Raw genomic sequence first — 20,370 nt, forward strand, 5'->3', positions numbered from 1 at the left:
CTCTTCGCACCCCGAGTGGCGTCAGAGCAGCGCCAGTTGACCCTCGGGGCCCTCCTCGGGTTCCTCCAGTACCGACGCCGGTCGGCGGGCCGCGTCCGGTACCGGCAGGACGCCCGCCGTGCGCAGCTCCGTGGCCGTGACCGGGTCGGTGATCTCCGGTTCTTCCAGGGGGCGCAGTTCGGCCAGCAGTGCGAGGACGGTGATCAGCTCCAGGAGCTCCGACGTCCAGGGCTGCGGCCAGGCCAGGGGGCGGATCGCCGCCAGCGTGCCCGGCTCGGGGGCGGCGACGCGGGTCGCGAACCACTGTTCCAGGACGCGGACTCCGCCCACCTCGAAGTCCCAGGCCTCCGGCGGCACGGGGGAGACGCGGCCCTCGTCCAGGAACAGCGCCTCCTCGTCCCGGTCGTAGCGCAGTGTCACGGGCCGTGAGGGCAGCGGGGCACGGACATAGGGACGGCGGCCGCCGGGGAGCTTCGGGCGTTCGCCGTCGCGGCGCATCAGCCACACCAGCCGGTGGCCCAGCTCCAGGCCCCGCTCCCACTCGGCGGCGTCCCCGGTGAGCGGGACGGTGAGATCCGGACGGGCCGTGGCCGCGATCCAGGCCAGTACGTCCAGCGGCGCCGGGGTGCCGCCCAGGCGGGTGCCGAGGTGCTCCAGCAGGCCCGGGGCCAGGTTCGGCTCGCGGCCCCCGGGCCGCCGGTACAGCGGACGGACACGGCCGGGGCGCAGCAGCGGGAGAAGTGAGGTGGCGAGCAGGGGAGGGGTGGTCCCGGGCGTCTCCACCACGAAGACCTGCCGCTCGTCCGCCACCCGCCACAGTTCCGGCCGGGCCGCGTCGATCAGCCGCTGGTCGGGGATCAGCCACTGTTCGTCGTAGGGCGCGAGCAGGACGCGCACCGGCTCCGGGCAGGGCCCCGAGGCGCGGGCCAGCTTCTGCGTGCCGCTGCCGCTCCGGCCGGGCAGCCGGCCGACCGCCGTGTGCAGTGTGCGCGAGCGGGTCGGCTCGAACAGGGTCTCGCGGTCGGGCCCCTCGGCCTTCACCAAGGCGTCCCAGCGGGCCTTCAGGGACGCCGCGTCGGGCGCCGCCGGCCAGCCCCGGCCGAGCCGCGGCGGTGCGACGGACCACGGCATGAGGTCCGCCAGCGGCGGAGCGTCGTCGTGCGTCACGCAGGGCATCGTACGACCTGCCGAGGACACGCGGGTCAGGTGGCGTCCAGGGTCACCGTGAAGGAGAACCGGTCACCGCGGTAGTGGATGACGGCCACGTCCAGAGGCCGCCCCGCGGCGTCGTACGTCACGCCGGTGTAGTGCAGGATCGGGCTCAGCAGCGGGACTCGGAGCAGTTTCGCCGTTTCCGGGTCGGCCAGCCGCGCCTCCACGGTGTCCGTGATGCGGCTGATGTCCGCCCTCACCACGTCCCGCAGCACCTTCGTCATCGGCCACCGGACGAGGTCGTCCAGGTCGATCCGCGCGGCCAGTTCGGGGCGCACGTAGTTGCGGGCGTGGTTGGTCGGCTCGCCGGTCTTCTCGTCGCTGCGCAGCCGGTGGTAGGTCGCCACCTCCCGCACATCCGGGAAGAACTCGGCGAGTTCGCCGGGCACCGGCGTGGTGCCGTGATCCAGCAGGTCGGTCGTCATGCCCGACTGCTGGGCCACGATCGCGTCCACCGAGCCGAGCAGGCGTACGGGGGAGCCCCTGCGCGCGTCCGGCTCGATGAACGTGCCCCGGCGGCGGTGGCGCGAGATCAGCCCCTCGTCCTCCAGCTCCTTCAGTGCCTGCCGCATCGTCAGCACGCTCACGCCGTAGTGCCCGGCCAGCTGCTCCTCGGTGGGCAGCCGCAGCGGGTCCCGGGGCGAGCGGCCGAGGATCGAGGCGCGCAGCGACTGCGACACCTGGTACCAGAGCGGCAGCTTGCGGTTCAGGACGATGGAATCCGGGGCGAAGGAGGTCACGGGCCATCCGTACCGGTAGGAAATGATCAGTGCAAGGGGGCTTCTGACGGATCTCCGCGCAAGAAGGAGCGGCGTTCGGTCAGAAGCCGCCTAGGGACGGAAGTGCCGCTCCAGGCCCTGCCAGACGTCGTCGTAGCGCTGCTGGAGGTGTTCCGCGCGGGCCGCGTGCGGGGTGAGGGCGAGCGGCCAGCGCGTCTCGAACATGAACGCCAGGCCGTCGTCGATCTTCTGCGGCTTCAGCTCGGCGGCGCTCGCCCGGTCGAACGTCTCCCGGTCCGGGCCGTGCGCCGACATCATGTTGTGCAGCGAGCCGCCGCCCGGCACGAAGCCCTCGGCCTTGGCATCGTAGGCGCCCTCGATCAGGCCCATGTACTCGCTCATCACGTTCCGGTGGAAGTACGGCGGCCGGAAGGTGTCCTCGCCCACCAGCCAGCGCGGCGCGAACACCACGAAGTCGGCCCCGGCCAGCCCCGGAGTGTCCGACGGGGAGGTCAGCACCGTGAAGATCGACGGGTCCGGGTGGTCGTAGGTGATGGTCCCGAGCGCGTTGAAGCGGCGCAGGTCGTAGACGTAGGGCACGTAATTGCCGTGCCAGGCGACCACGTCCAGCGGGGAGTGGTCGTAGGTGGCCGTCCACAGGTTGCCGCAGAACTTGTTCACCACCTCCACCGGGCCCTCGACATCCTCGTACGCGGCGACGGGCGCGCGGAAGTCCCGGGGGTTGGCGAGTCCGTTGGCGCCGATCGGGCCCAGGTCGGGGAGGCGGAAGGGCGCGCCGTAGTTCTCGCACACATACCCGCGGGCGGACTCGTCGAGCAGCTCCACACGGAAGCGGACCCCACGCGGGACCAGTACCACCTGCCCCGGCTCCGCGTGGAGCAGACCGAACTCCGTGCGCAGCAGCAGCCCGCCTCGCTCCGGGACGATCAGCAGCTCGCCGTCGGCGTCGCCGAAGACCCGGCGCATCGAGGCGTTGGCCGTGTAGAGGTGCACGGCGATGCCGGTGCGCTGGGTGGCGTCGCCGTTGCCGCCCAGGGTCCACAGGCCCGCCAGGAAGTCGGTCTCGGGCGCCGGGTCGGGCAGCGGGTTCCAGCGCAGACGGTTGGGGTCGGGCACGGTCTGGGTGAAGGGGGCGGTGCGGATCGAGCCGTTGTGGATCCGGGTGAACGCCGGGTGCGCGGCCGACGGCCGGATCCGGTACAGCCACGAGCGGCGGTTGTGCGCCCGCGGCTCGGTGAAGGCCGAACCGCTCAGTTGCTCCGCGTACAACCCGAGCGGGGCCCGCTGGGGCGAGTTGCGGCCCTCGGGCAGGGCCCCCGGGACGGCCTCCGAAGTGTGCTCGTTGCCGAAGCCGGAGAGGTAGGCCAGCCCTTCGGCGGTCTTCCGCGCTGCCCCACGCTCGAACCCGCTCGTGCGGGTGGTGCCCCCATCGCCCATGTTCGCCGCTCCCTTGCGTTCGATTCCTATGGAGTACCGTAGGATTGCGATTTCCCCGACGCAAGGGGGGCGCGCCCCTCCTCATGAGGGATGACCTGAACCCGACTTGAGAACGATCCGCCGGGCCGGACGTGTGTTCTACGCTCCCGATATGTCGTGGACACGGAAATCTGGTGCCGCGCTCGCGGTCTGTGTCCTCCTTCTGGCCGGATCCGCGGGCTGTGGCTCCGGTGACGCCCGGGAGGGCGTCGCGTCGCCCTCGCCGGCCGGCCGGATTCTGGAGGACCGGGACCCGGAGGGCCGGCCCTTCCGGGAGGTCGGGCCGGAGCAGGCACCCGATGTCGGGATCGAGGTGCAGCCCGACGCGGCCGGCGGCTGGGACGTGCGCCTGACCGTGCGGAACTTCCGCTTCTCACCGGCCGGCGCGGCGGCCCGGGCGGTGCCCGGCCGCGGCCTGGCGCACCTCTACGTCGACGGCCGTCCCGTCGCCCGACTCCGCGCCCCGGAGTACCGGCTGGACGCCCGCCTCGTGCCGCGCGGCACGCACCGCGTCACGGCCCGCCTCTACGCCGACGACGCCACCGTCTGGGCGGTGGACGGCAAGCCCGTGGAGAGCACGGCCGACGTCACCTCCTCGGGGCCCGGCACCGGCGGCGTGACGCCGGACGCCGCCTCCCGCCGCAAGGCCCGGACCCAGGGGACGGACCTCGGGGGGCGAGGTACACCGGAGCGCGCCGAAGCGGCATCATGAAGCCCGTGCCCCACGCGACATCACTCCGTCGTGCGCCCGTGCAGCGGCGCAGTGCCGAACGGCTGACCAGAATCCTCGACGCCTGTGCCGGCCTCCTCGACGAGGTCGGCTACGACGCCCTGAGCACCCGTGCCGTCGCCCAGCGGGCCTCGGTCCCGATCGGCTCGGTCTACCGCTTCTTCGGCAACAAGCGGCAGATGGTCGACGCCCTGGCTCAGCGCAACCTCGAACGGTACTCCGTACGCGTCACCCAGCGCCTCCGGCAGGCCGGTCAGGCCGGGGGCTGGCGCACCGCCATGGACGCCGTGCTCGACGAGTACCTGGAGATGAAGCGCACCGCGCCCGGCTTCTCGCTCGTCGACTTCGGCAACCAGATCCCGGTCGGGGCCCGCCATGCCGAACCCAACCACCGCGTCGCCGACCGGCTCACGGAACTTCTCTCCGGGTATCTCGGGCGCGAGCCCGACGAGGATCTGCGCCGCCTCTTCCTCATCGCCGTCGAGACCGCCGACACCCTCGTCCACCTGGCGTTCCGCGTCGCACCGCAGGGGGACGAACGGATCATCGACGAGGCCCGGGAGATGCTGCGTGGCTATCTGGCCCGGACGCTCGACTGACCTCGATCCCACCGGGGGCTCCCCGCCGTCCATACCGGTCGGTATGCTCGGGCGGGTCAACGCGCCACCGTAGCCGCCGCCCCGGGAGGACCCGTGTCCCGCACCGCCCTGCGTATCTGTCCCCTGTGCGAGGCCACCTGCGGCCTGACCCTCACCATCGAGGGGACCCGCGTCACCCACGCCCGCGGCGACCGCGACGACGTGTTCAGCAAGGGATTCATCTGCCCCAAGGGCGCTTCCTTCGGAGCCGTCGACTCCGACCCCGACCGGCTGCGCACACCGCTCGTGCGCCGGGACGGCGAACTGCGCGAGGCCACCTGGGAGGAGGCCTTCGACGCGGTCGCCGCGGGCATCCGGCCCGTCGTGGAGCGCCACGGCCCGCACTCCGTCGGGGTCGTCCTCGGCAACCCCAACGTGCACACCATGGCCGGTGCCCTCTACCCGCCCGTCCTGCTCGCCGGGCTCGGCACCCGCAGCGTCTTCACCGCCTCCACGGTCGACCAGATGCCCAAGCACGTCTCCAGCGGCCTCCTCTTCGGCGACGCGAACGCCATCCCCGTGCCCGACCTCGACCGCACCGACCATCTGCTGCTGATCGGCGCCAACCCGCTGGAGTCCAACGGCAGTCTGTGCACCGCCGCCGACTTCCCGGGCAAACTCAAGGCGCTCAAGGCCCGGGGCGGCACCCTCGTCGTGATCGACCCGCGGCGCACCCGCACCGCCAAGCTCGCCGACCGGCACATCGCGATCCGGCCCGGCACCGACGCGCTGCTGCTGGCGGCGATGGCCCAGGTGCTCTACGACGAGGGCCTCGCCGACCCGACCCCGCACGTCCAGGGCATCGAGGAACTGGCGGCCAGGCTAGGGGAGTTCACGCCCGAGGCGGTCGCGGAGGCCTGTGACGTCGAGGCCGGCGTCATCCGCACCCTCGCCCGTGAGCTGGCAGCCGCCCCCACCGCCGCCGTCTACGGCCGGATCGGCAGCTGCACCGTCCCGCACGGCACCCTCGCCAGCTGGCTCGTCGACGTCCTGAACATCCTCACCGGCAACCTCGACCGGCCCGGCGGCGCACTCTTCCCGCAGGCGGCCACCGACAAGACCCCGCGCCCCGCCGGACCCGGCCGCGGCTTCGCCCTCGGGCGCTGGCACTCCCGGGTGAGCCGGCACCCCGAGGCGAAGGGCGAACTGCCCCTGGCGGCCCTCGCGGAGGAGATCGACACCGCCACCGAGGAGGGCGAGCCGGTGCGGGCGCTGATCGCCGTCGCCGCCAACCCCGTGCTGTCCGCGCCCGACGGCGACCGGCTCGACAAGGCGCTCGACTCGCTCGACTTCATGGTCAGCGTCGACCCGTACCTCAACGAGACCTCGCGCCACGCCGATGTCGTGCTGCCCCCGCCGCCGCCCTCCCAGAGCCCGCACCACGACTTCGCCTTCAACACCCTCGCCGTGCGCAACCAGGTCCGCTACACGCGCCCCGCGATCCCGCTGGAGCCGGGCCGCATGGCCGAGACCGAGATCCTGGCGCGGCTGATCCTCGCCGCCACGGGCCTGCACGGGGCCGATCCCGCGGCCGTCGACCAGACGGTCATCGACCAGACCCTCGGCAAGGCGGTCCAGGAGCCGCACTCACCGGTCCACGGCGGCGACCCGCGCGAGCTCGCCGCCCGGCTCACCGGCGACACCGGCCCCGAACGGCGGCTCGACCTGATGCTGCGCCTCGGCCCCTACGGCGACGGCTTCGGCGTACGTCCGGACGGGCTGTCCCTGGAGAAGCTGCTCGCGCACCCGCACGGCATCGACCTCGGCCCGCTCGAACCCCGCCTGCCGCAGCCGCTGAAGACCCGCAGCGGCAAGGTGGAGCTGCTGCCCGGCCCGATCGCCGACGACCTGCCCCGCCTGCGCGCGGCGCTGGCCGAACGCCCTGAGGGACTCGTCCTGGTGGGCCGCCGCCATCTGCGCTCCAACAACAGCTGGATGCACAACGTGCCCGCCCTCACCGGCGGCTCCAACCGCTGCACCCTGCACATCCACCCCGAGGACGCCGAGCGACTGGGCGTCGAGGACGGGGCCGCCGTACGCGTCAAGGGCGCCGGGGGAGAGGTCACCGCACCCGCCGAGGTCACCGACGCGGTACGCCGGGGTGTGGTGAGCCTGCCGCACGGCTGGGGCCACAACCGTCCCGGCACCCGACTCAGCCACGCCGCCACGGACCCCGGCGTCAACGTCAACCAGCTCCTCGACGGCCGGCTGCTCGACCCGCTGTCGGGCAACGCGGTCCTCAACGCGGTGCCGGTCGAGGTGGCCCCCGCGTCGGCCGCAGGAGGCGCCTCCATGACCGAAAAGCTCACCGCTCTGACCTGAGCAAAGCTGTGACCAGCAGTTTTGCGCGTATTGCTCGCACGTCAACGTCTTGTTAACGCTGCTTGAACGGACCTAACGTCTCGGACACCGCCGGCCCTGGTGGGAGTTCAAGGGCGAACGTTAGGTATCCACTCATGCTGACCATCCTCGGCTTCGCCATGATCGCGACCTTCCTGGTCCTGATCATGATGAAGAAGATGTCGCCGATCGCGGCGCTCGTGCTGATTCCCGCGCTGTTCTGCGTGTTCGTCGGCAAGGGCGCCAAGCTCGGCGACTACGTCATCGACGGCGTGACCAGCCTCGCCCCCACCGCGGCGATGCTCATGTTCGCGATCGTCTACTTCGGCGTGATGATCGATGTCGGTCTCTTCGACCCGATCGTCCGCGGCATCCTCAAATTCTGCAAAGCCGACCCGATGCGGATCGTCGTCGGCACCGCCCTGCTCGCCGCGATCGTCTCGCTGGACGGCGACGGCTCCACGACCTTCATGATCACCGTCTCGGCGATGTACCCGCTGTACAAGCGCCTGAAGATGAGCCTGGTCGTGATGACCGGTATCGCCGCCATGGCCAACGGCGTGATGAACACCCTCCCCTGGGGCGGCCCGACCGCCCGCGCCGCGACCGCGCTGAAGCTCGACGCGAGCGACATCTTCGTCCCGATGATCCCGGCGCTCCTGGTCGGCCTGCTCTTCGTCTTCTGCCTCTCCTACGTGCTCGGTGTGCGCGAGCGCCGGCGGCTGGGCGTGCTGACGCTGGACGAGGTGCTGGAGGAGAAGGTCGAGGAGAAGGAGACCGAGACGGTCCTCGTGGGCGCCGGCGGCTCCGGCGACGGCAAGGTCGACATGCGCAAGGGCGTCGCGGGCGGCGCGGGGTCCGGCACGGACGCCGACGAGCAGGCCGACGACTTCCAGGGCCTCGACCCCCACCGCGCCACCCTGCGCCCCAAGCTGTACTGGTTCAACGCGCTGCTCACGGTCGTCCTGCTCACCGCCATGATCATGGAGTGGCTGCCGATCCCGGTGCTGTTCCTGATCGGCGCCGCGCTCGTCCTCTCGGTGAACTTCCCGCACATCCCCGACCAGAAGGCCCGCCTGGCCGCCCACGCCGACAACGTCCTGAACGTCTCCGGCATGGTCTTCGCCGCCGCCGTCTTCACCGGCGTCCTCCAGGGCACCGGCATGGTCGACCACATGGCCAAGTGGATGGTGGACGTCATCCCCGCCGGCATGGGCCCGCACATGGCCCTCGTCACCGGCATCCTGAGCCTGCCGCTCACCTACTTCATGTCGAACGACGGCTTCTACTTCGGTGTCCTGCCCGTCCTCGCCGAGGCGGGCGCCGCGCACGGGGTCACCCCGCTGGAAATGGCCCGCGCCTCGCTGGTCGGCCAGCCGCTGCACATGTCGAGCCCGCTCGTCCCGGCCGTCTACGTCCTGGTCGGCATGGCGCGGGTGGAGTTCGGCGACCACACCAGGTTCGTCGTGAAGTGGGCCGCCCTCACCTGCCTGGTCATCCTCGGCGCGGGCATGCTCTTCGGGATCATCTGAGCCCTTCATGGGGGACGTCATCGTGCGGCCCGGTGGGAACCGCGGCTGGCTGCTCCGCCTCGTCATCGCCTTCAGCTTCGCGCAGGGGGCGGTGTCGATGGCCCGGCCCGCCGTCTCCTACCGGGCCCTCGCGCTGGGCGCGGACGAGCGGGCCATCGGTGTCATCGCCGGTGTCTACGCACTGCTGCCCCTCTTCGCCGCCGTGCCGCTCGGCCGCCGCACCGACCACGGTCGCTGCGCGCCCCTGCTGCCGGTCGGCGTCGTCCTCATATCCGGCGGCTGCGCCCTCAGCGGCGTCGCCGGCTCCCTGTGGACGATGGCCGTGTGGAGCGGGGTGATGGGACTCGGGCACCTGTGCTTCGTCATCGGCTCCCAGTCCCTCGTCGCCCGCCAGTCCGCGCCGCACGAGCAGGACCGCAACTTCGGCCACTTCACCATCGGCGCCGCCCTCGGCCAGCTGGTCGGCCCGGTCGCCGCGGGGACGCTGATCGGCACCGAGGACATGGCCGGCAGCAGCACGCTCGCCCTCGTCGTGGCGGGCGCGACCGCGGCCGTCGCCTTCACGTCGCTGTGGCGCATCGAGCATCGCCGTACGGCGTCCACGTCCCGCCCGGACCAGGCCGGGCGGATTCCGGTCCGGGGCATCCTGCGCACCCGGGGGGTGCCGGCGGGCATCTTCATCAGCCTCGCCGTGCTGTCCGCGACCGACATCCTGACCGCCTACCTGCCGGTGGTCGGCGAACACCGGGGCATCGCGCCGTCCGTGATCGGCGTCCTGCTCAGTCTGCGCGCGGCGGCGACGATCGCCTGCCGCCTGGTGCTGACGCTCCTGCTGCGGCTGCTCGGCCGGACCCCGCTGCTGACGCTGACCTGCCTGCTGGCGGCCCTGCTGTGCGCGGGCATCGCGCTGCCGGTGCCGGTGTGGGCGCTCGGACTTCTGCTGGTCGCGCTGGGGTTCTGCCTCGGGGTCGGTCAGCCGCTGTCCATGACGACGGTCGTCCAGGCCGCCCCCGACGACGCCCGCTCCACCGCCCTCGCCCTGCGGCTGACCGGCAACCGGCTCGGCCAGGTCGCCGCGCCCGCCGGGGCCGGGCTGATCGCCGGAGTCGCGGGCGTGGCAGCGCCGTTCGTGATGCTCGGAGTGCTCCTGCTGCTGTCGGCCACAGTCGCCGTACGGTCCCGGCGGGAGGGAGCAGGAGGGGGCGGAGGGTGAGGTCGGTGGGACTGCGTGGGGCCGGGGTCCGGCGGTCTTGCCCGCACCGGGGACTCCCGACGGGGCACCTGCGCCATGGGCGCCCGGCAGGGCAGCCGTAGCAGCGCCGCCCACCTCACCGGCATCCGCTGACCCGGGGCGGTTCCGGCCGGGGCCTGAACCGGGCCGTCCGCCTTCTCACCAGATGGACCGGAGCCTCCGATTCTGTCGGGTGTCTTCCCCAGGCCGCGCACATTCCGTTAACTTCCGTGACGCACAGCCCCGTACGACCCGCACGGGGCTTCCGGCCGCGGAGCACCAACGCCCTGATGACCCCTCGGGGGCCCCTCATGACACGCGCCATCTCCCTGTACGACGTGAGCAAGTCCTACACGCGGGGTGTCCGTGTGGTGGACCGGCTCTCGCTGGACATCACGCCCGGCGAGTTCCTCGTGCTGCTCGGCCCGTCCGGCTGCGGCAAGTCGACCGTGCTCAGAATGATCGCCGGGCTGGAGGAGATCGACGAGGGCCGGCTGCTCCTCGACGGCCGGTACGCCAACGACCTGCCCCCGTCCGGCCGGGACATGGCGATGGTCTTCCAGAACTTCGCCCTCTACCCGAACATGACCAGCCGCGCCAACATCGGCTTCCCGCTGCGGATCGAGGACCCGGGCGCGGACCCGCGCCCCCGCGTCGACGCCACCGCCCGCATGCTCGGCATCGAGGACCTCCTCGACCGCCTCCCCGGCCAGCTCTCCGGCGGCGAACGCCAGCGGGTCGCGATGGGCCGGGCCATCGCCCGCCACCCCTCCGCCTTCCTCATGGACGAACCGCTGTCCAACCTCGACGCCAAGCTCCGCACCCATCTGCGGGCCGAGATCGCCCGGCTCACCCAGGAGCTGGGCGTCACCACCATCTACGTCACCCACGACCAGGCCGAGGCCATGTCGCTCGGCGACCGGGTCGCGGTGCTGCGCGGCGGTGTGCTCCAGCAGATCGACACCCCCCGCGTGGTCTACGCGCTGCCCGGCAACGTCTTCGTCGCCGCCTTCATCGGCACTCCGCGCATCAACCTGCTGCGCGGCCTGGTGCGGGCCCCCCTCGACGGGGCGATGACCATCAGCCTGGGCAAGCAGTTCCTGCGCCTGCCCGAGCCGCTCTCCCTGGACCACCAGCTGCTGCGCGTCCAGCAGGGCCGCGAGGTCATCGTCGGTTTGCGCTCGGAGGCCGTCCGGATCGCCAAGCACAGCGCGGCCCGCCCCGGCGAGGTGCCGATCACCGGCCTGGTCGAGCACGTGGAGTTCCAGGGACACGAGATCCTGGTCCACTTCAACACCGGCTCCAGCCCCGCCGTCGTCCCCGAGCTGGAGGCCCCGCGCCCCCGCCCCGCCCGGCGGCGCCGTCGCGACGGCTCGGTCCTCACCCGGCTGCGGGAGCGGTCCGGAGCCGGGCGGGCCGGACCCGTCGTCGCCCTGGACCGCCCGGAGGACGCCCCGAGCGGCGCCCTGACCGCCGAGGCCCGCCTGCCCGGGGACCTCATCGTCCGCACCACCCCGGACCTGGCCCTGCGCCACGGCATGCAGGTGCCGCTCCTGGTCGACCTCGCCCATCTCTTCGTCTTCGACCAGAACGGCGACCGCATCTGCCCGCACCCGGCGCGCCTTCCCGACCTGGGGGAGTGAGGAGTGGCACACCCGGGCGGGGAGCACACCGTGCTGTGATGATCCGGCAGGCCCGGGGGCCGGAACCCCGGGACGTCTGGCGCCGAAAAACTATCGCCGCTAGTTTATGTGTCGGACGACGACGCCCCGCCCCGGAGGAAACCGCGATGAAGGCACACGACGGCATGTACATCGGGGGCGCCTGGCGCCCCGCCGCCGGCCAGGACGTGATCGAGGTCGTGAACCCCGTCGACGAGCAGGTCATCGGCACGGTCCCCGCGGGCACCGCCGAGGACGTCGACCACGCCGTACGGGCCGCCCGCGCCGCCCTGCCGGACTGGGCCGCGACCCCGCCCGCCGAGCGCGCGGCGCGTCTGGCCGCCCTGCGGGACCTGCTCGCGGCCCGCGCGGACGAGATCGCCGAGACGGTCACGGCAGAACTCGGCTCGCCGCTGAAGTTCTCGCAGGCCGTTCACGCGGGCGTGCCGATCGCGGTCGCGGGCTCGTACGCCGAGCTGGCGGCGACGTACGCCTTCGAGGAGAAGACCGGCAACTCGGTCGTGCATCACGAGCCGGTCGGTGTCGTGGCCGCGATCACGCCCTGGAACTATCCGCTGCACCAGATCGTCGCCAAGGTCGCCCCGGCCCTCGCGGCGGGCTGCGCGGTCGTGGTGAAGCCCGCCGAGGACACCCCCCTGGTGGCCCGGCTGCTGGCCGACGCGGTGCACGAGGCCGGGTTCCCGGCGGGCGTCTTCAACCTGGTCACCGGTCTCGGCCCGGTCGCCGGCCAGGCCCTCGCCGAGCACCCCGGGGTCGACCTCGTCTCCTTCACCGGCTCCACCGCCGTCGGCCGGAGGATCGCCGCGATCGCCGCCGGGCAGGTCAAGAAGGTCGCCCTCGAACTGGGCGGCAAGTCCGCCAACGTCATCCTCCCCAGCGCCGACCTGGCCAAGGCGGTCAACGTCGGGGTCGCCAACGTCATGTCCAACTCCGGGCAGACGTGCAGCGCCTGGACCCGGATGCTCGTCCACCGCGACCGGTACGACGAGGCGGTCGAGCTGGCCGCGGCCGCCGCCGCCAAGTACGGCGAGCGCATCGGACCGGTCGTCAACGCCACGCAGCAGGCCCGGGTCCGCGGCTACATCGAGAAGGGCGTCGCGGAGGGCGCCCGGCTGGTGGCCGGTGGCCCCGAGGCCCCGCGCGAGACGGGCTACTTCGTCAGCCCCACCGTCTTCGCCGACGTCACCGAGGACATGACCATCGCACAGGAGGAGATCTTCGGCCCGGTCCTGTCGATCCTGAGGTACGAGGACGAGGAGGACGCCCTGCGCATCGCCAACGGCACGGTGTACGGCCTGGCCGGCGCCGTCTGGGCCGGGGACGAGGCCGAGGCGGTGGCCTTCGCGCGCCGGATGGAGACCGGCCAGGTCGACATCAACGGCGGCCGCTTCAACCCCCTCGCCCCCTTCGGCGGCTACAAGCAGTCCGGTATCGGCCGCGAACTCGGCGTGCACGGCCTGACCGAGTACCTCCAGACCAAATCCCTCCAGTTCTAGGCTCCTGCCCTCCGGATCGCGCCGCAGACGCGGCATCACCCAGCACCGTCAGTTTCCTGCGGCCTGCTCCGAACGGCAGGCCCTAGCCCCAGGGAGTCCCCTCCGTCATGGCTGTCCGCGCCGCCGTCCTGCCCGCTGTCGGCTCCCCGCTGGAGATCACCGGCATCGACCTGCCCGACCCCGGACCCGGCCAGGTCCGCGTCCGGCTCGCCGCAGCCGGGGTCTGCCACTCCGACCTGTCCCTGTCCGACGGCACCATGCACGTGCCCGTCCCCGCCGTCCTCGGCCATGAGGGCGCCGGCACGGTCGTCTCCGTCGGCGAGGGTGTCACCCATGTCGCGCCCGGCGACGGGGTCGTCCTCAACTGGGCCCCGTCCTGCGGCGCCTGCCACGCCTGCTCGCTCGGCGAGGTGTGGCTGTGCGCCAACGCACTGAGCGGCGCCGCCGACGTCTACGCCCGCACCGCCGAGGGCACCGACCTGCACCCCGGCCTGAACGTCGCCGCGTTCGCCGAGGAGACGGTCGTCTCCACGTCCTGCGTCCTGCCCGTCCCGGACGGCGTCCCGCTCACCGACGCCGCTCTCCTCGGCTGCGCGGTCCTGACCGGCTACGGCGCCGTCCATCACTCGGCCCGTGTCCGGCGGGGCGAGACGGTCGCGGTGTTCGGCGTCGGCGGAGTGGGGCTGTCCGCGCTCCAGGCGGCCCGGATCGCGGGCGCCTCGAAGATCGTCGCGGTGGACGTGTCCGCCGAGAAGGAGGAACTGGCCCGGGCGGCCGGCGCCACCGACTACCTCGTCGCCTCGGACACCACCGCCCGCGAGATCCGCGGCCTCACCGGCAAACAGGGCGTGGACGTCGCCGTGGAGTGCGCCGGCCGCGCGGTCAGCATCCGCACGGCCTGGGACTCCACCCGGCGCGGCGGCCGCACCACGGTCGTCGGCATCGGCGGCAAGGACCAGCAGATCACCTTCAACGCCCTGGAGATCTTCCACTGGGGCCGCACCCTCTCCGGCTGCGTCTACGGCAACTCCGACCCGGCGCAGGACCTCCCGGTGCTGGCCGAGCACATCCGGGCCGGCCGGCTGGATCTGAGCGCGCTGGTGACCGAACGCATCTCCCTCGACGGCATCCCGGCGGCCTTCGAGAACATGCTGGCGGGCAAGGGCGGCCGATCCCTGGTCGTCTTCTAGCCCGGTGCCCGCGGTGCCCCGGCCTCCTCGCGAGGCCGGGGCCCTCGGTATGTCCGGCCCCGTGGTCGAGCCCCGTGGTCGAGCTCCGTGGTCGATGCCAAGTACAGGCAAAAGTCCTGGTGTACGACCCGTTGACGTACATACCGTCCGGTCAGTACGTTCCCCGGAACCCGCGCCACCCCCCGTTCCGTCCCCGCACCCCCCGGAGCGTGCACCACATGGATTCGGCCCCTTCCGCTCAGCCCGCCACGAACACTCCAGCCGTCGGCAACCGCCGCCGGGTGGCCACCGCCGCGGCACTCGCCTCGGCCGTCGAGTGGTACGACTACTTCGTCTTCGGCATCGCCGCCGCCCTCGTGCTCGGCGACCTCTACTTCCCCTCCGGCAGCGCCACGGCAGGCGTCCTCGCCTCGTTCGCGACCTTCGCCGTCGGCTTCCTCGCCCGCCCCATCGGCGGCATCGTCGCCGGACACCTCGGCGACCAGCGCGGCCGCAAGCCGATGCTGGTCCTGGCGCTCACGCTGATGGGCGTGGCCACCACCGGCATCGGTCTGCTGCCCACGTACGAGACGATCGGTGTGGCCGCCCCGATCCTGCTCGTCCTGCTGCGTGTCGCCCAGGGCGTGGCCGTCGGCGCCCAGTGGGGCGGCGCGATGCTCCTGGCCACCGAGTACGCCCCGGAGGGCAAGCGCGGTGTCTACGGCAGCGTCGTGCAGCTGGGCGTCCCGATCGGCGTGGTCACCGCCAACACCGTCTTCCTGCTGGCCGGTGCGTTCACCAGCGACGCGGCGTTCACGTCCTGGGGCTGGCGCGTACCGTTCCTGGTCGGCCTGCTGGTCCTCGCCCTCGCCTGGTACATCCACACGCGCGTCGAGGAGACCCCGGCGTTCCGGGAGGCCGAGCGGGCGCTCTCCGAGAAGGAGAAGTCCGAGAAGAACTCGCCGCTGCGCACGATCCTGCGCGGCCACCTGGGCACGGTGTTCCTGGCCGGCGGCTCCTTCGCCGTGAACACCGCCACCTTCTACATCCTCATCACCGGCGTCCTCGACTACACGACCCGAGAGCTGGACATGGACAAGGGCGCCGTGCTCACCGTCTCCCTCTGCGTCAGCCTCACGCAGCTCGTGCTGATCCCGGCAGCCGCCGCGCTGTCCGACCGCGTCGGCCGCCTCCGGGTCTACACCCTCGGGGCGGTCGGCATCGCGCTGTGGGCGGTGCCGCTCTTCCTGCTGATCGACACCCGCTCACTGCTGTGGCTCGCCGTCGGCACGTTCGTCGCCAGCTGCTTCCTGAGCATCATGTACGGCCCCCAGGCCGCTCTCTTCGCCGAGCTGTTCACGCCCGAGATGCGCTACACCGGCGCCTCCCTCGGCTACCAGATCGCGGCCGTCGCGGGCGGCGGGCTCGCGCCCTTCGTGATGGTGCTGCTGCTGGAGGCGACGGGCACCTCGATGGCCGTCTCCGGCTACATCATCGGGCTCTCGGTGATCGCCCTGGTGTCGATCAAGATCCTCGCGGACCGGGCGCGCGCCGCGGAGCCGGAGACCGCGAACGAGGCACGCGCGGAGGCCGAGTCAGCGAACTGAGTCCGGGGTCTGCTCGGGCCGGGGTTCCACCACCGCTCCCGGAACCCCGGCCCGGGCCGCCGACCGCGAGCGCGACCGGGACACCGCCACGCCCGCCAGGCACAGCGCACCGCCGACCAGCGTGAGCAGCCCCGGCACCTCGCCGAGGAACAGCCAGGACATCAGGACGACCAGCGCGGGCGCCGCGTACGTCGTCGCGCCCATCTTGCTCGCGGTCGTCCGGGACAGCGCGTAGGCCCACGTGGTGAAGGCGAGGGCGGTCGGGAAGACGCCCAGGTAGACCATGTTGAGCGTGGCGGAGGCCGGTGCCTTCGCGGCCTCCTGGACCAGTTGCCCCGCGAACGGCAGGCACATCACCGCGCCGACCAGGCAGCCGAACGTCGTCACCTGCAGCGGACTGGCCGAGCCCAGCGCCGGCTTCTGCGCCACGACGCCACCGGCGTACGCGACCGCCGCCAGCAGGCACAGGACCACCCCGAGCACCGAGGAACCGCCCTCACCGGACATCGACAGCCCCACGGTCACCGCACCGGCGAACGACACCGCCATCCCCGCCGGCAGCCGCGGCGGCATCGGGTCGCCGAGCAGCCGGGCCCCGAGCAGCGCGATCAGGATCGGCCCGGTGTTCACGACCAGCGCAGCCGTGCCGGCGTCGACCTGCTGCTCGCCCCAGTTCAGGGCGACCATGTAGAAGCCGAACCACAGCACGCCCGATATCGCGATCCCGCGCCAGGCCGAGCGCGGCGGCCACGTCTCCCTCCGCAGCAGGCAGATCACCCCCAGCGTCAGGGCACCTGCCAGCAGCCGCCCGAGCGCCAGCGCGCCCGGCGAGTAGGCGTCACCGGCGCTGCGGATCGAGACGAAGGCGGACGCCCACAGCACGACGGTGACCCCGGCCGCGGCGGCGGCCAACAGCTCCGCCCGGCGGTCGGGACGAGGCGGGGAGAGGTTCGACATCATGCTCCAGAGGCTAGGAGGAGGCGGACCGGACGGCTCGCGCATTTCGGACGGGGTGCCGTGCGGGTCGGGCGGGTGTCGTGCGGGTTGGACGGGGCGTCGTGCCGGTTCGGCCGGAGTGCCGTGCGGGCCGGGCCAGGTGCTGTGCGGGTCGAGCCGGGTGCCGGGTCGGGCGGGGTGCCGTGCGGGTCGGGCGGGGTGTCGTGCCGGTTCGGGCGGGGTGTCGTGCCGGTTCGGGCGGAGTGCTGTGCGGGCCGGGCCAGGTGCTGTGCGGGTCGAGCCGGGTGCCGGGTCGGGCGGGGTGTCGTGCGGGTTGGACGGGGCGTCGTGCCGGTTCGGGCGGGGTGTCGTGCGGGTTGGACGCCGTGCCGTGCGGGGCCGGATGGGGTGCTGTGCGGGTTGGGCGGGGTGCTGTTCAGGCGGGGCGTCGTGCGGGTCGGACGGGGCGTCATGCGGGTTGGGCGCGGTGCCGTGCTGGTTCCGGCGGGGTGCCGTGCGGGTCGGACGGTGTGCGACGGCTGGAAGGCTCGCGGACTTCGGATGGGGCGCCGTGCGGGTCGGACGCCGCCGTGCGGGGCCGGATGGGGTGCTGTGCGGGTTGGGCGGGGTGCTGTTCAGGCGGGGCGTCGTGCGGGTCGGACGGGGCGTCATGCGGGTTCGGCGCGGTGCCGTGCTGGTTCCGGCGGGGTGCCGTGCGGGCGGACGGTGTGCGGCGGCTGGAAGGCTCGCGGACTTCGGATGGGGCGCCGTGCGGGGTCGGACGGTGTGCCGGGCGAGGTGGACGCGGCGCCGTAGCCGCTTCCGGCGGGGCACTGTGTCAAGTCCGACGGGGCACCGTGCCGAGTCCGACAGGGTGCCGTGCCCCGGCCGGGCCGGGTGCCGTGCCGAGTCGGGTGGGAGTCGGGTGCGGCTACCGCAGGGCCGCCGCTCGTACCCCCAGCAGATCGAAGAGGGCGCGTTCACCGGCCGCCGTGACCTTCACGGCCCGCTCCGAGCCGATGCGCACGCACCACCCCGTGTCCAGGGCGTGCCGGCACAGGGCCGCGCCCGCGACGCCGGCGAGATGCGGGCGGCGTTCGGTCCAGTCGAGGCAGGCCCGCGCCAGGGGGCGTCGGCCCCGCCCTTCCAGGCCGATGCCGGCCGCCGCGAACCATGCCAGCCCCGCGTCGGTGAGCGCGAAGCCGGTCTCCTGCTCCAGCAGCCCGCGCGCCGTCAGCGCGTCGGTGACGGCGATGCCGAGCCGCCCGGCGAGATGGTCGTAGCAGGTCCGGCCCCGGGCCATCGCCGAGCCGGCGCTCGACTCCCGCAGGTTCCGCGGCCGTACGGCCGCGGACGGCGCGACCTGGGCGGCCAGGTCCTCCACCAGGTGGGCGACGCGGGCATCGGCCAGCCGGACGTATCGGTGCCGGCCCTGCCGTTCCTCGGCGAGCAGTCCGCCCGCGACGAGCCTGCCCAGGTGCTCGCTCAGGGTCGAGGCGGCGACACCCGCGTGCCGCGCCAGCTCGCTCGCGGTCCAGGCCCGCCCGTCCAGCAGCGCCAGCAGGCACGCGGCCCGGGTCTCGTCCGCGAACAGCGCGGCGAGCCGTGCCAGGGCGGTGGCCTGCGGGTCCCTCGTCGTCATGCCACCAGCATGGAACACGGACTCTTCGGCCCTCGCCGAACTGTCCCGTCCGGGGCCCTAAGCGGTCCGCCGTACCTGCTCGTACTGCCGCGCCAGCCCGTCCAGCAGGGCCCTCAGCCCCGTCTCGAAGGCGCGCTCGTCGATTTTCTCCTGCTGCTCGGCCAGGAGGTGGGCCTGCTGGAGGTGGGGATAGTCGGCGGGGTCGTAGGCACTCGCGTCGTCGACGAATCCGCCGGCGAAGGAGCCGAGCGCGGAGCCCATCACGAAGTACCGCATCAGCGCGCCGATGGAGGTGGCCTGCGCCGGCGGCCAGCCCGCGGCGACCATCGCGCCGTAGACGGCGTCCGCGAGGCGCAGTCCGGCCGGGCGGCGGCCGGGGCCGCGGGCCAGCACCGGGACGATGTTCGGGTGGTCGCGCAGCGCGGCCCGGTAGGAGACGGCCCAGTCGTGCAGGGCGGCCCGCCAGTCCCGGCCGTCCTCGAACATCGACAGGTCCACCTGGCCGCTCACCGAGTCGGCGACCGCCTCCAGGATCTCGTCCTTGGTGCGGAAGTGGTTGTACAGCGACGGTCCGCTGACCCCGAGTTCGGCGGCGAGCCGCCGCGTGGAGACGGCGGCCAGGCCCTCCGCGTCGACGAGCGCGCGGGCCGTCTCGACGATCCGGTCGGTGCTGAGCAAGGGCTTGCGCGGTCGGGCCATGGCGCACATAGTAGGGCTGCGCAGAGAAACTAGCAGTGCTAATTTAAATGTACGGCTTTCAATGGGGTGACCTGTGGTGAATCTGGAGCTCAGCGAGGAGCAGAGCGCGGTCCGGCAGCTCGCGCGGGACTTCGTGGAGCGCGAGATCACCCCGCACGTCGTCGCCTGGGACCGCGCCGAGGAGGTCGACCGGGCGATCGTCAAGAAGCTCGGCCAGGTCGGCTTCCTGGGCCTGACGATCGACGAGGAGTACGGCGGCTCCGGCGGTGACCACCTCGCGTACTGCCTGGTCACGGAGGAGCTGGGCCGGGGCGACTCGTCCGTGCGCGGCATCGTCTCGGTCTCCCTCGGGCTCGTCGCCAAGACCGTCGCCGCCTGGGGGAGCGAGGAGCAGAAGCGGCGCTGGCTGCCGGGGCTGACCTCCGGCGCGTCGGTCGGCTGCTTCGGCCTGACCGAGCCGGGCACGGGCTCGGACGCGGGCAGCCTCACGACCCGGGCGGTACGGGACGGGGACGACTACGTCATCAACGGCAGCAAGATGTTCATCACCAACGGCACCTGGGCCGACGTCGTCCTGCTCTTCGCCCGCTCCACGGACGCCCCCGGCCACAAGGGCGTGTCCGCCTTCCTCGTCCCCACCGCCACGCCGGGCCTGACCCGCCGCGCCGTCCACGGCAAGCTCGGGCTGCGCGGCCAGGCCACCGCCGAACTCGCCCTGGAGGACGTGCGGGTACCGGCCTCCGCGCTGGTCGGGGAGGAGGGCAAGGGCTTCTCCATCGCGATGTCGGCTCTCGCCAAGGGCCGGATGTCGGTCGCCGCGGGCTGCGTCGGCATAGCCCAGGCCGCCCTCGACGCCGCCGTGCAGTACGCGGGGGAGCGCGAGCAGTTCGGCAAGACCATCGCCCACCACCAGCTCGTCCAGGAACTGCTCAGCGACATCGCCCTGGACGTCGACGCCGCCCGGCTGCTGACCTGGCGGGTCGCCGATCTGATCGACCGGGGGCGGCCGTTCGCCCTCGAGTCGTCCAAGGCCAAGCTGTTCGCCTCGGAGGCCGCCGTCCGCGCCGCGAACAACGCGCTCCAGGTCTTCGGCGGCTACGGCTACATCGACGAGTACCCGGCGGGCAAGCTGCTGCGGGACGCCCGCGTCATGACCCTCTACGAGGGCACGAGCCAGATCCAGAAGCTGGTCATCGGGCGGGCGCTCACGGGGGTCTCCGCGTTCTGAGTACGCGTCTGA

Annotated in this window: 16 protein-coding genes; 10 read left to right on the forward strand and 6 right to left on the reverse strand. The window is 72.9% G+C overall.

From position 1 onward, the window contains the following. Positions 1-21 precede the first annotated feature (21 nt). The 3 genes from ABTX62_RS26970 to hmgA form a co-directional block, all read right to left on the reverse strand. Entirely contained in the window at positions 22-1,176 is a 1,155-nt protein-coding gene (locus tag ABTX62_RS26970) for a type ISP restriction/modification enzyme (protein ID WP_352118632.1), read from the reverse strand. 26 nt (positions 1,177-1,202) lie between these two features. Further along, positions 1,203-1,952: a GntR family transcriptional regulator gene (locus ABTX62_RS26975; protein ID WP_352118633.1), complete on the reverse strand. Its 750-nt coding sequence runs from the start codon at positions 1,950-1,952 to the stop codon at positions 1,203-1,205. A gap of 90 nt (positions 1,953-2,042) precedes the next feature. Then, the gene (gene hmgA / locus ABTX62_RS26980) at positions 2,043-3,389 is read right to left on the reverse strand and encodes a homogentisate 1,2-dioxygenase (RefSeq protein ID WP_352118634.1); all 1,347 of its coding nucleotides are present in this window, start codon (positions 3,387-3,389) and stop codon (positions 2,043-2,045) included. Positions 3,390-3,540: 151 nt separating this feature from the next. Between hmgA and ABTX62_RS26985 the strand changes: the two genes are divergently transcribed. The 9 genes from ABTX62_RS26985 (at position 3,541) to ABTX62_RS27025 (ending at position 15,853) form a co-directional block, all read left to right on the forward strand. After that, positions 3,541-4,140, forward strand: coding sequence for a hypothetical protein (locus ABTX62_RS26985; protein WP_352118635.1), 600 nt, complete (start codon positions 3,541-3,543; stop codon positions 4,138-4,140). Next, the gene (locus ABTX62_RS26990) at positions 4,137-4,757 is read left to right on the forward strand and encodes a TetR/AcrR family transcriptional regulator (protein ID WP_352118636.1); all 621 of its coding nucleotides are present in this window, start codon (positions 4,137-4,139) and stop codon (positions 4,755-4,757) included. Before ABTX62_RS26985 ends, ABTX62_RS26990 begins: the two co-directional genes overlap by 4 nt. Positions 4,758-4,850: 93 nt before the next feature. Next, on the forward strand, positions 4,851-7,118 hold the full coding sequence (locus ABTX62_RS26995) for a molybdopterin oxidoreductase family protein (protein ID WP_352118637.1): 2,268 nt from the start codon (positions 4,851-4,853) through the stop codon (positions 7,116-7,118). Between the two features lie 134 nt (positions 7,119-7,252). Next, complete coding sequence (locus ABTX62_RS27000; RefSeq protein ID WP_352118638.1) at positions 7,253-8,668, forward strand: CitMHS family transporter; 1,416 nt, start codon at positions 7,253-7,255, stop codon at positions 8,666-8,668. 22 nt (positions 8,669-8,690) lie between these two features. Continuing rightward, on the forward strand, positions 8,691-9,881 hold the full coding sequence (locus ABTX62_RS27005) for an MFS transporter (RefSeq protein ID WP_352118678.1): 1,191 nt from the start codon (positions 8,691-8,693) through the stop codon (positions 9,879-9,881). Between the two features lie 329 nt (positions 9,882-10,210). Continuing rightward, positions 10,211-11,542 carry an ABC transporter ATP-binding protein gene (locus ABTX62_RS27010; protein ID WP_352118639.1) on the forward strand — a complete coding sequence of 444 codons (1,332 nt, stop codon included), beginning with the start codon at positions 10,211-10,213 and terminating at the stop codon, positions 11,540-11,542. 146 nt (positions 11,543-11,688) lie between these two features. Continuing rightward, the gene (locus ABTX62_RS27015; protein ID WP_352118640.1) at positions 11,689-13,077 is read left to right on the forward strand and encodes an aldehyde dehydrogenase family protein; all 1,389 of its coding nucleotides are present in this window, start codon (positions 11,689-11,691) and stop codon (positions 13,075-13,077) included. Between the two features lie 107 nt (positions 13,078-13,184). Next, entirely contained in the window at positions 13,185-14,267 is a 1,083-nt protein-coding gene (locus ABTX62_RS27020) for a Zn-dependent alcohol dehydrogenase (protein ID WP_352118641.1), read from the forward strand. 218 nt (positions 14,268-14,485) lie between these two features. Further along, complete coding sequence (locus ABTX62_RS27025) at positions 14,486-15,853, forward strand: MFS transporter (protein WP_352118642.1); 1,368 nt, start codon at positions 14,486-14,488, stop codon at positions 15,851-15,853. On the opposite strand, the gene ABTX62_RS27030 is transcribed toward ABTX62_RS27025, so the two are convergent. The 3 genes from ABTX62_RS27030 to ABTX62_RS27040 all read right to left on the reverse strand — a co-directional run bounded on the left by ABTX62_RS27030 (position 15,842) and on the right by ABTX62_RS27040 (position 19,130). Beyond that, positions 15,842-16,810: a DMT family transporter gene (locus ABTX62_RS27030; protein WP_352118679.1), complete on the reverse strand. Its 969-nt coding sequence runs from the start codon at positions 16,808-16,810 to the stop codon at positions 15,842-15,844. The two genes, ABTX62_RS27025 and ABTX62_RS27030, sit on opposite strands and share 12 nt — an antisense overlap. Positions 16,811-17,720: 910 nt before the next feature. Then, on the reverse strand, positions 17,721-18,431 hold the full coding sequence (locus ABTX62_RS27035) for an ArsR/SmtB family transcription factor (protein ID WP_352118643.1): 711 nt from the start codon (positions 18,429-18,431) through the stop codon (positions 17,721-17,723). A 57-nt stretch (positions 18,432-18,488) separates the two neighbouring features. Further along, the gene (locus ABTX62_RS27040; protein ID WP_352118644.1) at positions 18,489-19,130 is read right to left on the reverse strand and encodes a TetR/AcrR family transcriptional regulator; all 642 of its coding nucleotides are present in this window, start codon (positions 19,128-19,130) and stop codon (positions 18,489-18,491) included. 76 nt (positions 19,131-19,206) lie between these two features. Between ABTX62_RS27040 and ABTX62_RS27045 the strand changes: the two genes are divergently transcribed. Then, positions 19,207-20,358 carry an acyl-CoA dehydrogenase family protein gene (locus ABTX62_RS27045; protein WP_352118645.1) on the forward strand — a complete coding sequence of 384 codons (1,152 nt, stop codon included), beginning with the start codon at positions 19,207-19,209 and terminating at the stop codon, positions 20,356-20,358. Positions 20,359-20,370 lie beyond the last annotated feature (12 nt).

Origin of the sequence: Streptomyces sp. NPDC096046 (genome assembly GCF_040303285.1) — a bacterium.
GTDB lineage: Bacteria > Actinomycetota > Actinomycetes > Streptomycetales > Streptomycetaceae > Streptomyces.

What these genes read in the sequence shown, in the direction of transcription:
- ABTX62_RS26970 (WP_352118632.1), bottom strand. Translation starts at nt 1,176, where the DNA reads ATGCCCTGCGTGACGCACGACGACGCTCCGCCGCTGGCGGACCTCATG.
- hmgA (WP_352118634.1), bottom strand. Translation starts at nt 3,389, where the DNA reads ATGGGCGATGGGGGCACCACCCGCACGAGCGGGTTCGAGCGTGGGGCA.
- ABTX62_RS26985 (WP_352118635.1), top strand. Translation starts at nt 3,541, where the DNA reads ATGTCGTGGACACGGAAATCTGGTGCCGCGCTCGCGGTCTGTGTCCTC.
- ABTX62_RS26990 (WP_352118636.1), top strand. Translation starts at nt 4,137, where the DNA reads ATGAAGCCCGTGCCCCACGCGACATCACTCCGTCGTGCGCCCGTGCAG.
- ABTX62_RS27000 (WP_352118638.1), top strand. Translation starts at nt 7,253, where the DNA reads ATGCTGACCATCCTCGGCTTCGCCATGATCGCGACCTTCCTGGTCCTG.
- ABTX62_RS27010 (WP_352118639.1), top strand. Translation starts at nt 10,211, where the DNA reads ATGACACGCGCCATCTCCCTGTACGACGTGAGCAAGTCCTACACGCGG.
- ABTX62_RS27015 (WP_352118640.1), top strand. Translation starts at nt 11,689, where the DNA reads ATGAAGGCACACGACGGCATGTACATCGGGGGCGCCTGGCGCCCCGCC.
- ABTX62_RS27020 (WP_352118641.1), top strand. Translation starts at nt 13,185, where the DNA reads ATGGCTGTCCGCGCCGCCGTCCTGCCCGCTGTCGGCTCCCCGCTGGAG.
- ABTX62_RS27025 (WP_352118642.1), top strand. Translation starts at nt 14,486, where the DNA reads ATGGATTCGGCCCCTTCCGCTCAGCCCGCCACGAACACTCCAGCCGTC.
- ABTX62_RS27030 (WP_352118679.1), bottom strand. Translation starts at nt 16,810, where the DNA reads ATGTCGAACCTCTCCCCGCCTCGTCCCGACCGCCGGGCGGAGCTGTTG.
- ABTX62_RS27035 (WP_352118643.1), bottom strand. Translation starts at nt 18,431, where the DNA reads ATGACGACGAGGGACCCGCAGGCCACCGCCCTGGCACGGCTCGCCGCG.
- ABTX62_RS27040 (WP_352118644.1), bottom strand. Translation starts at nt 19,130, where the DNA reads ATGGCCCGACCGCGCAAGCCCTTGCTCAGCACCGACCGGATCGTCGAG.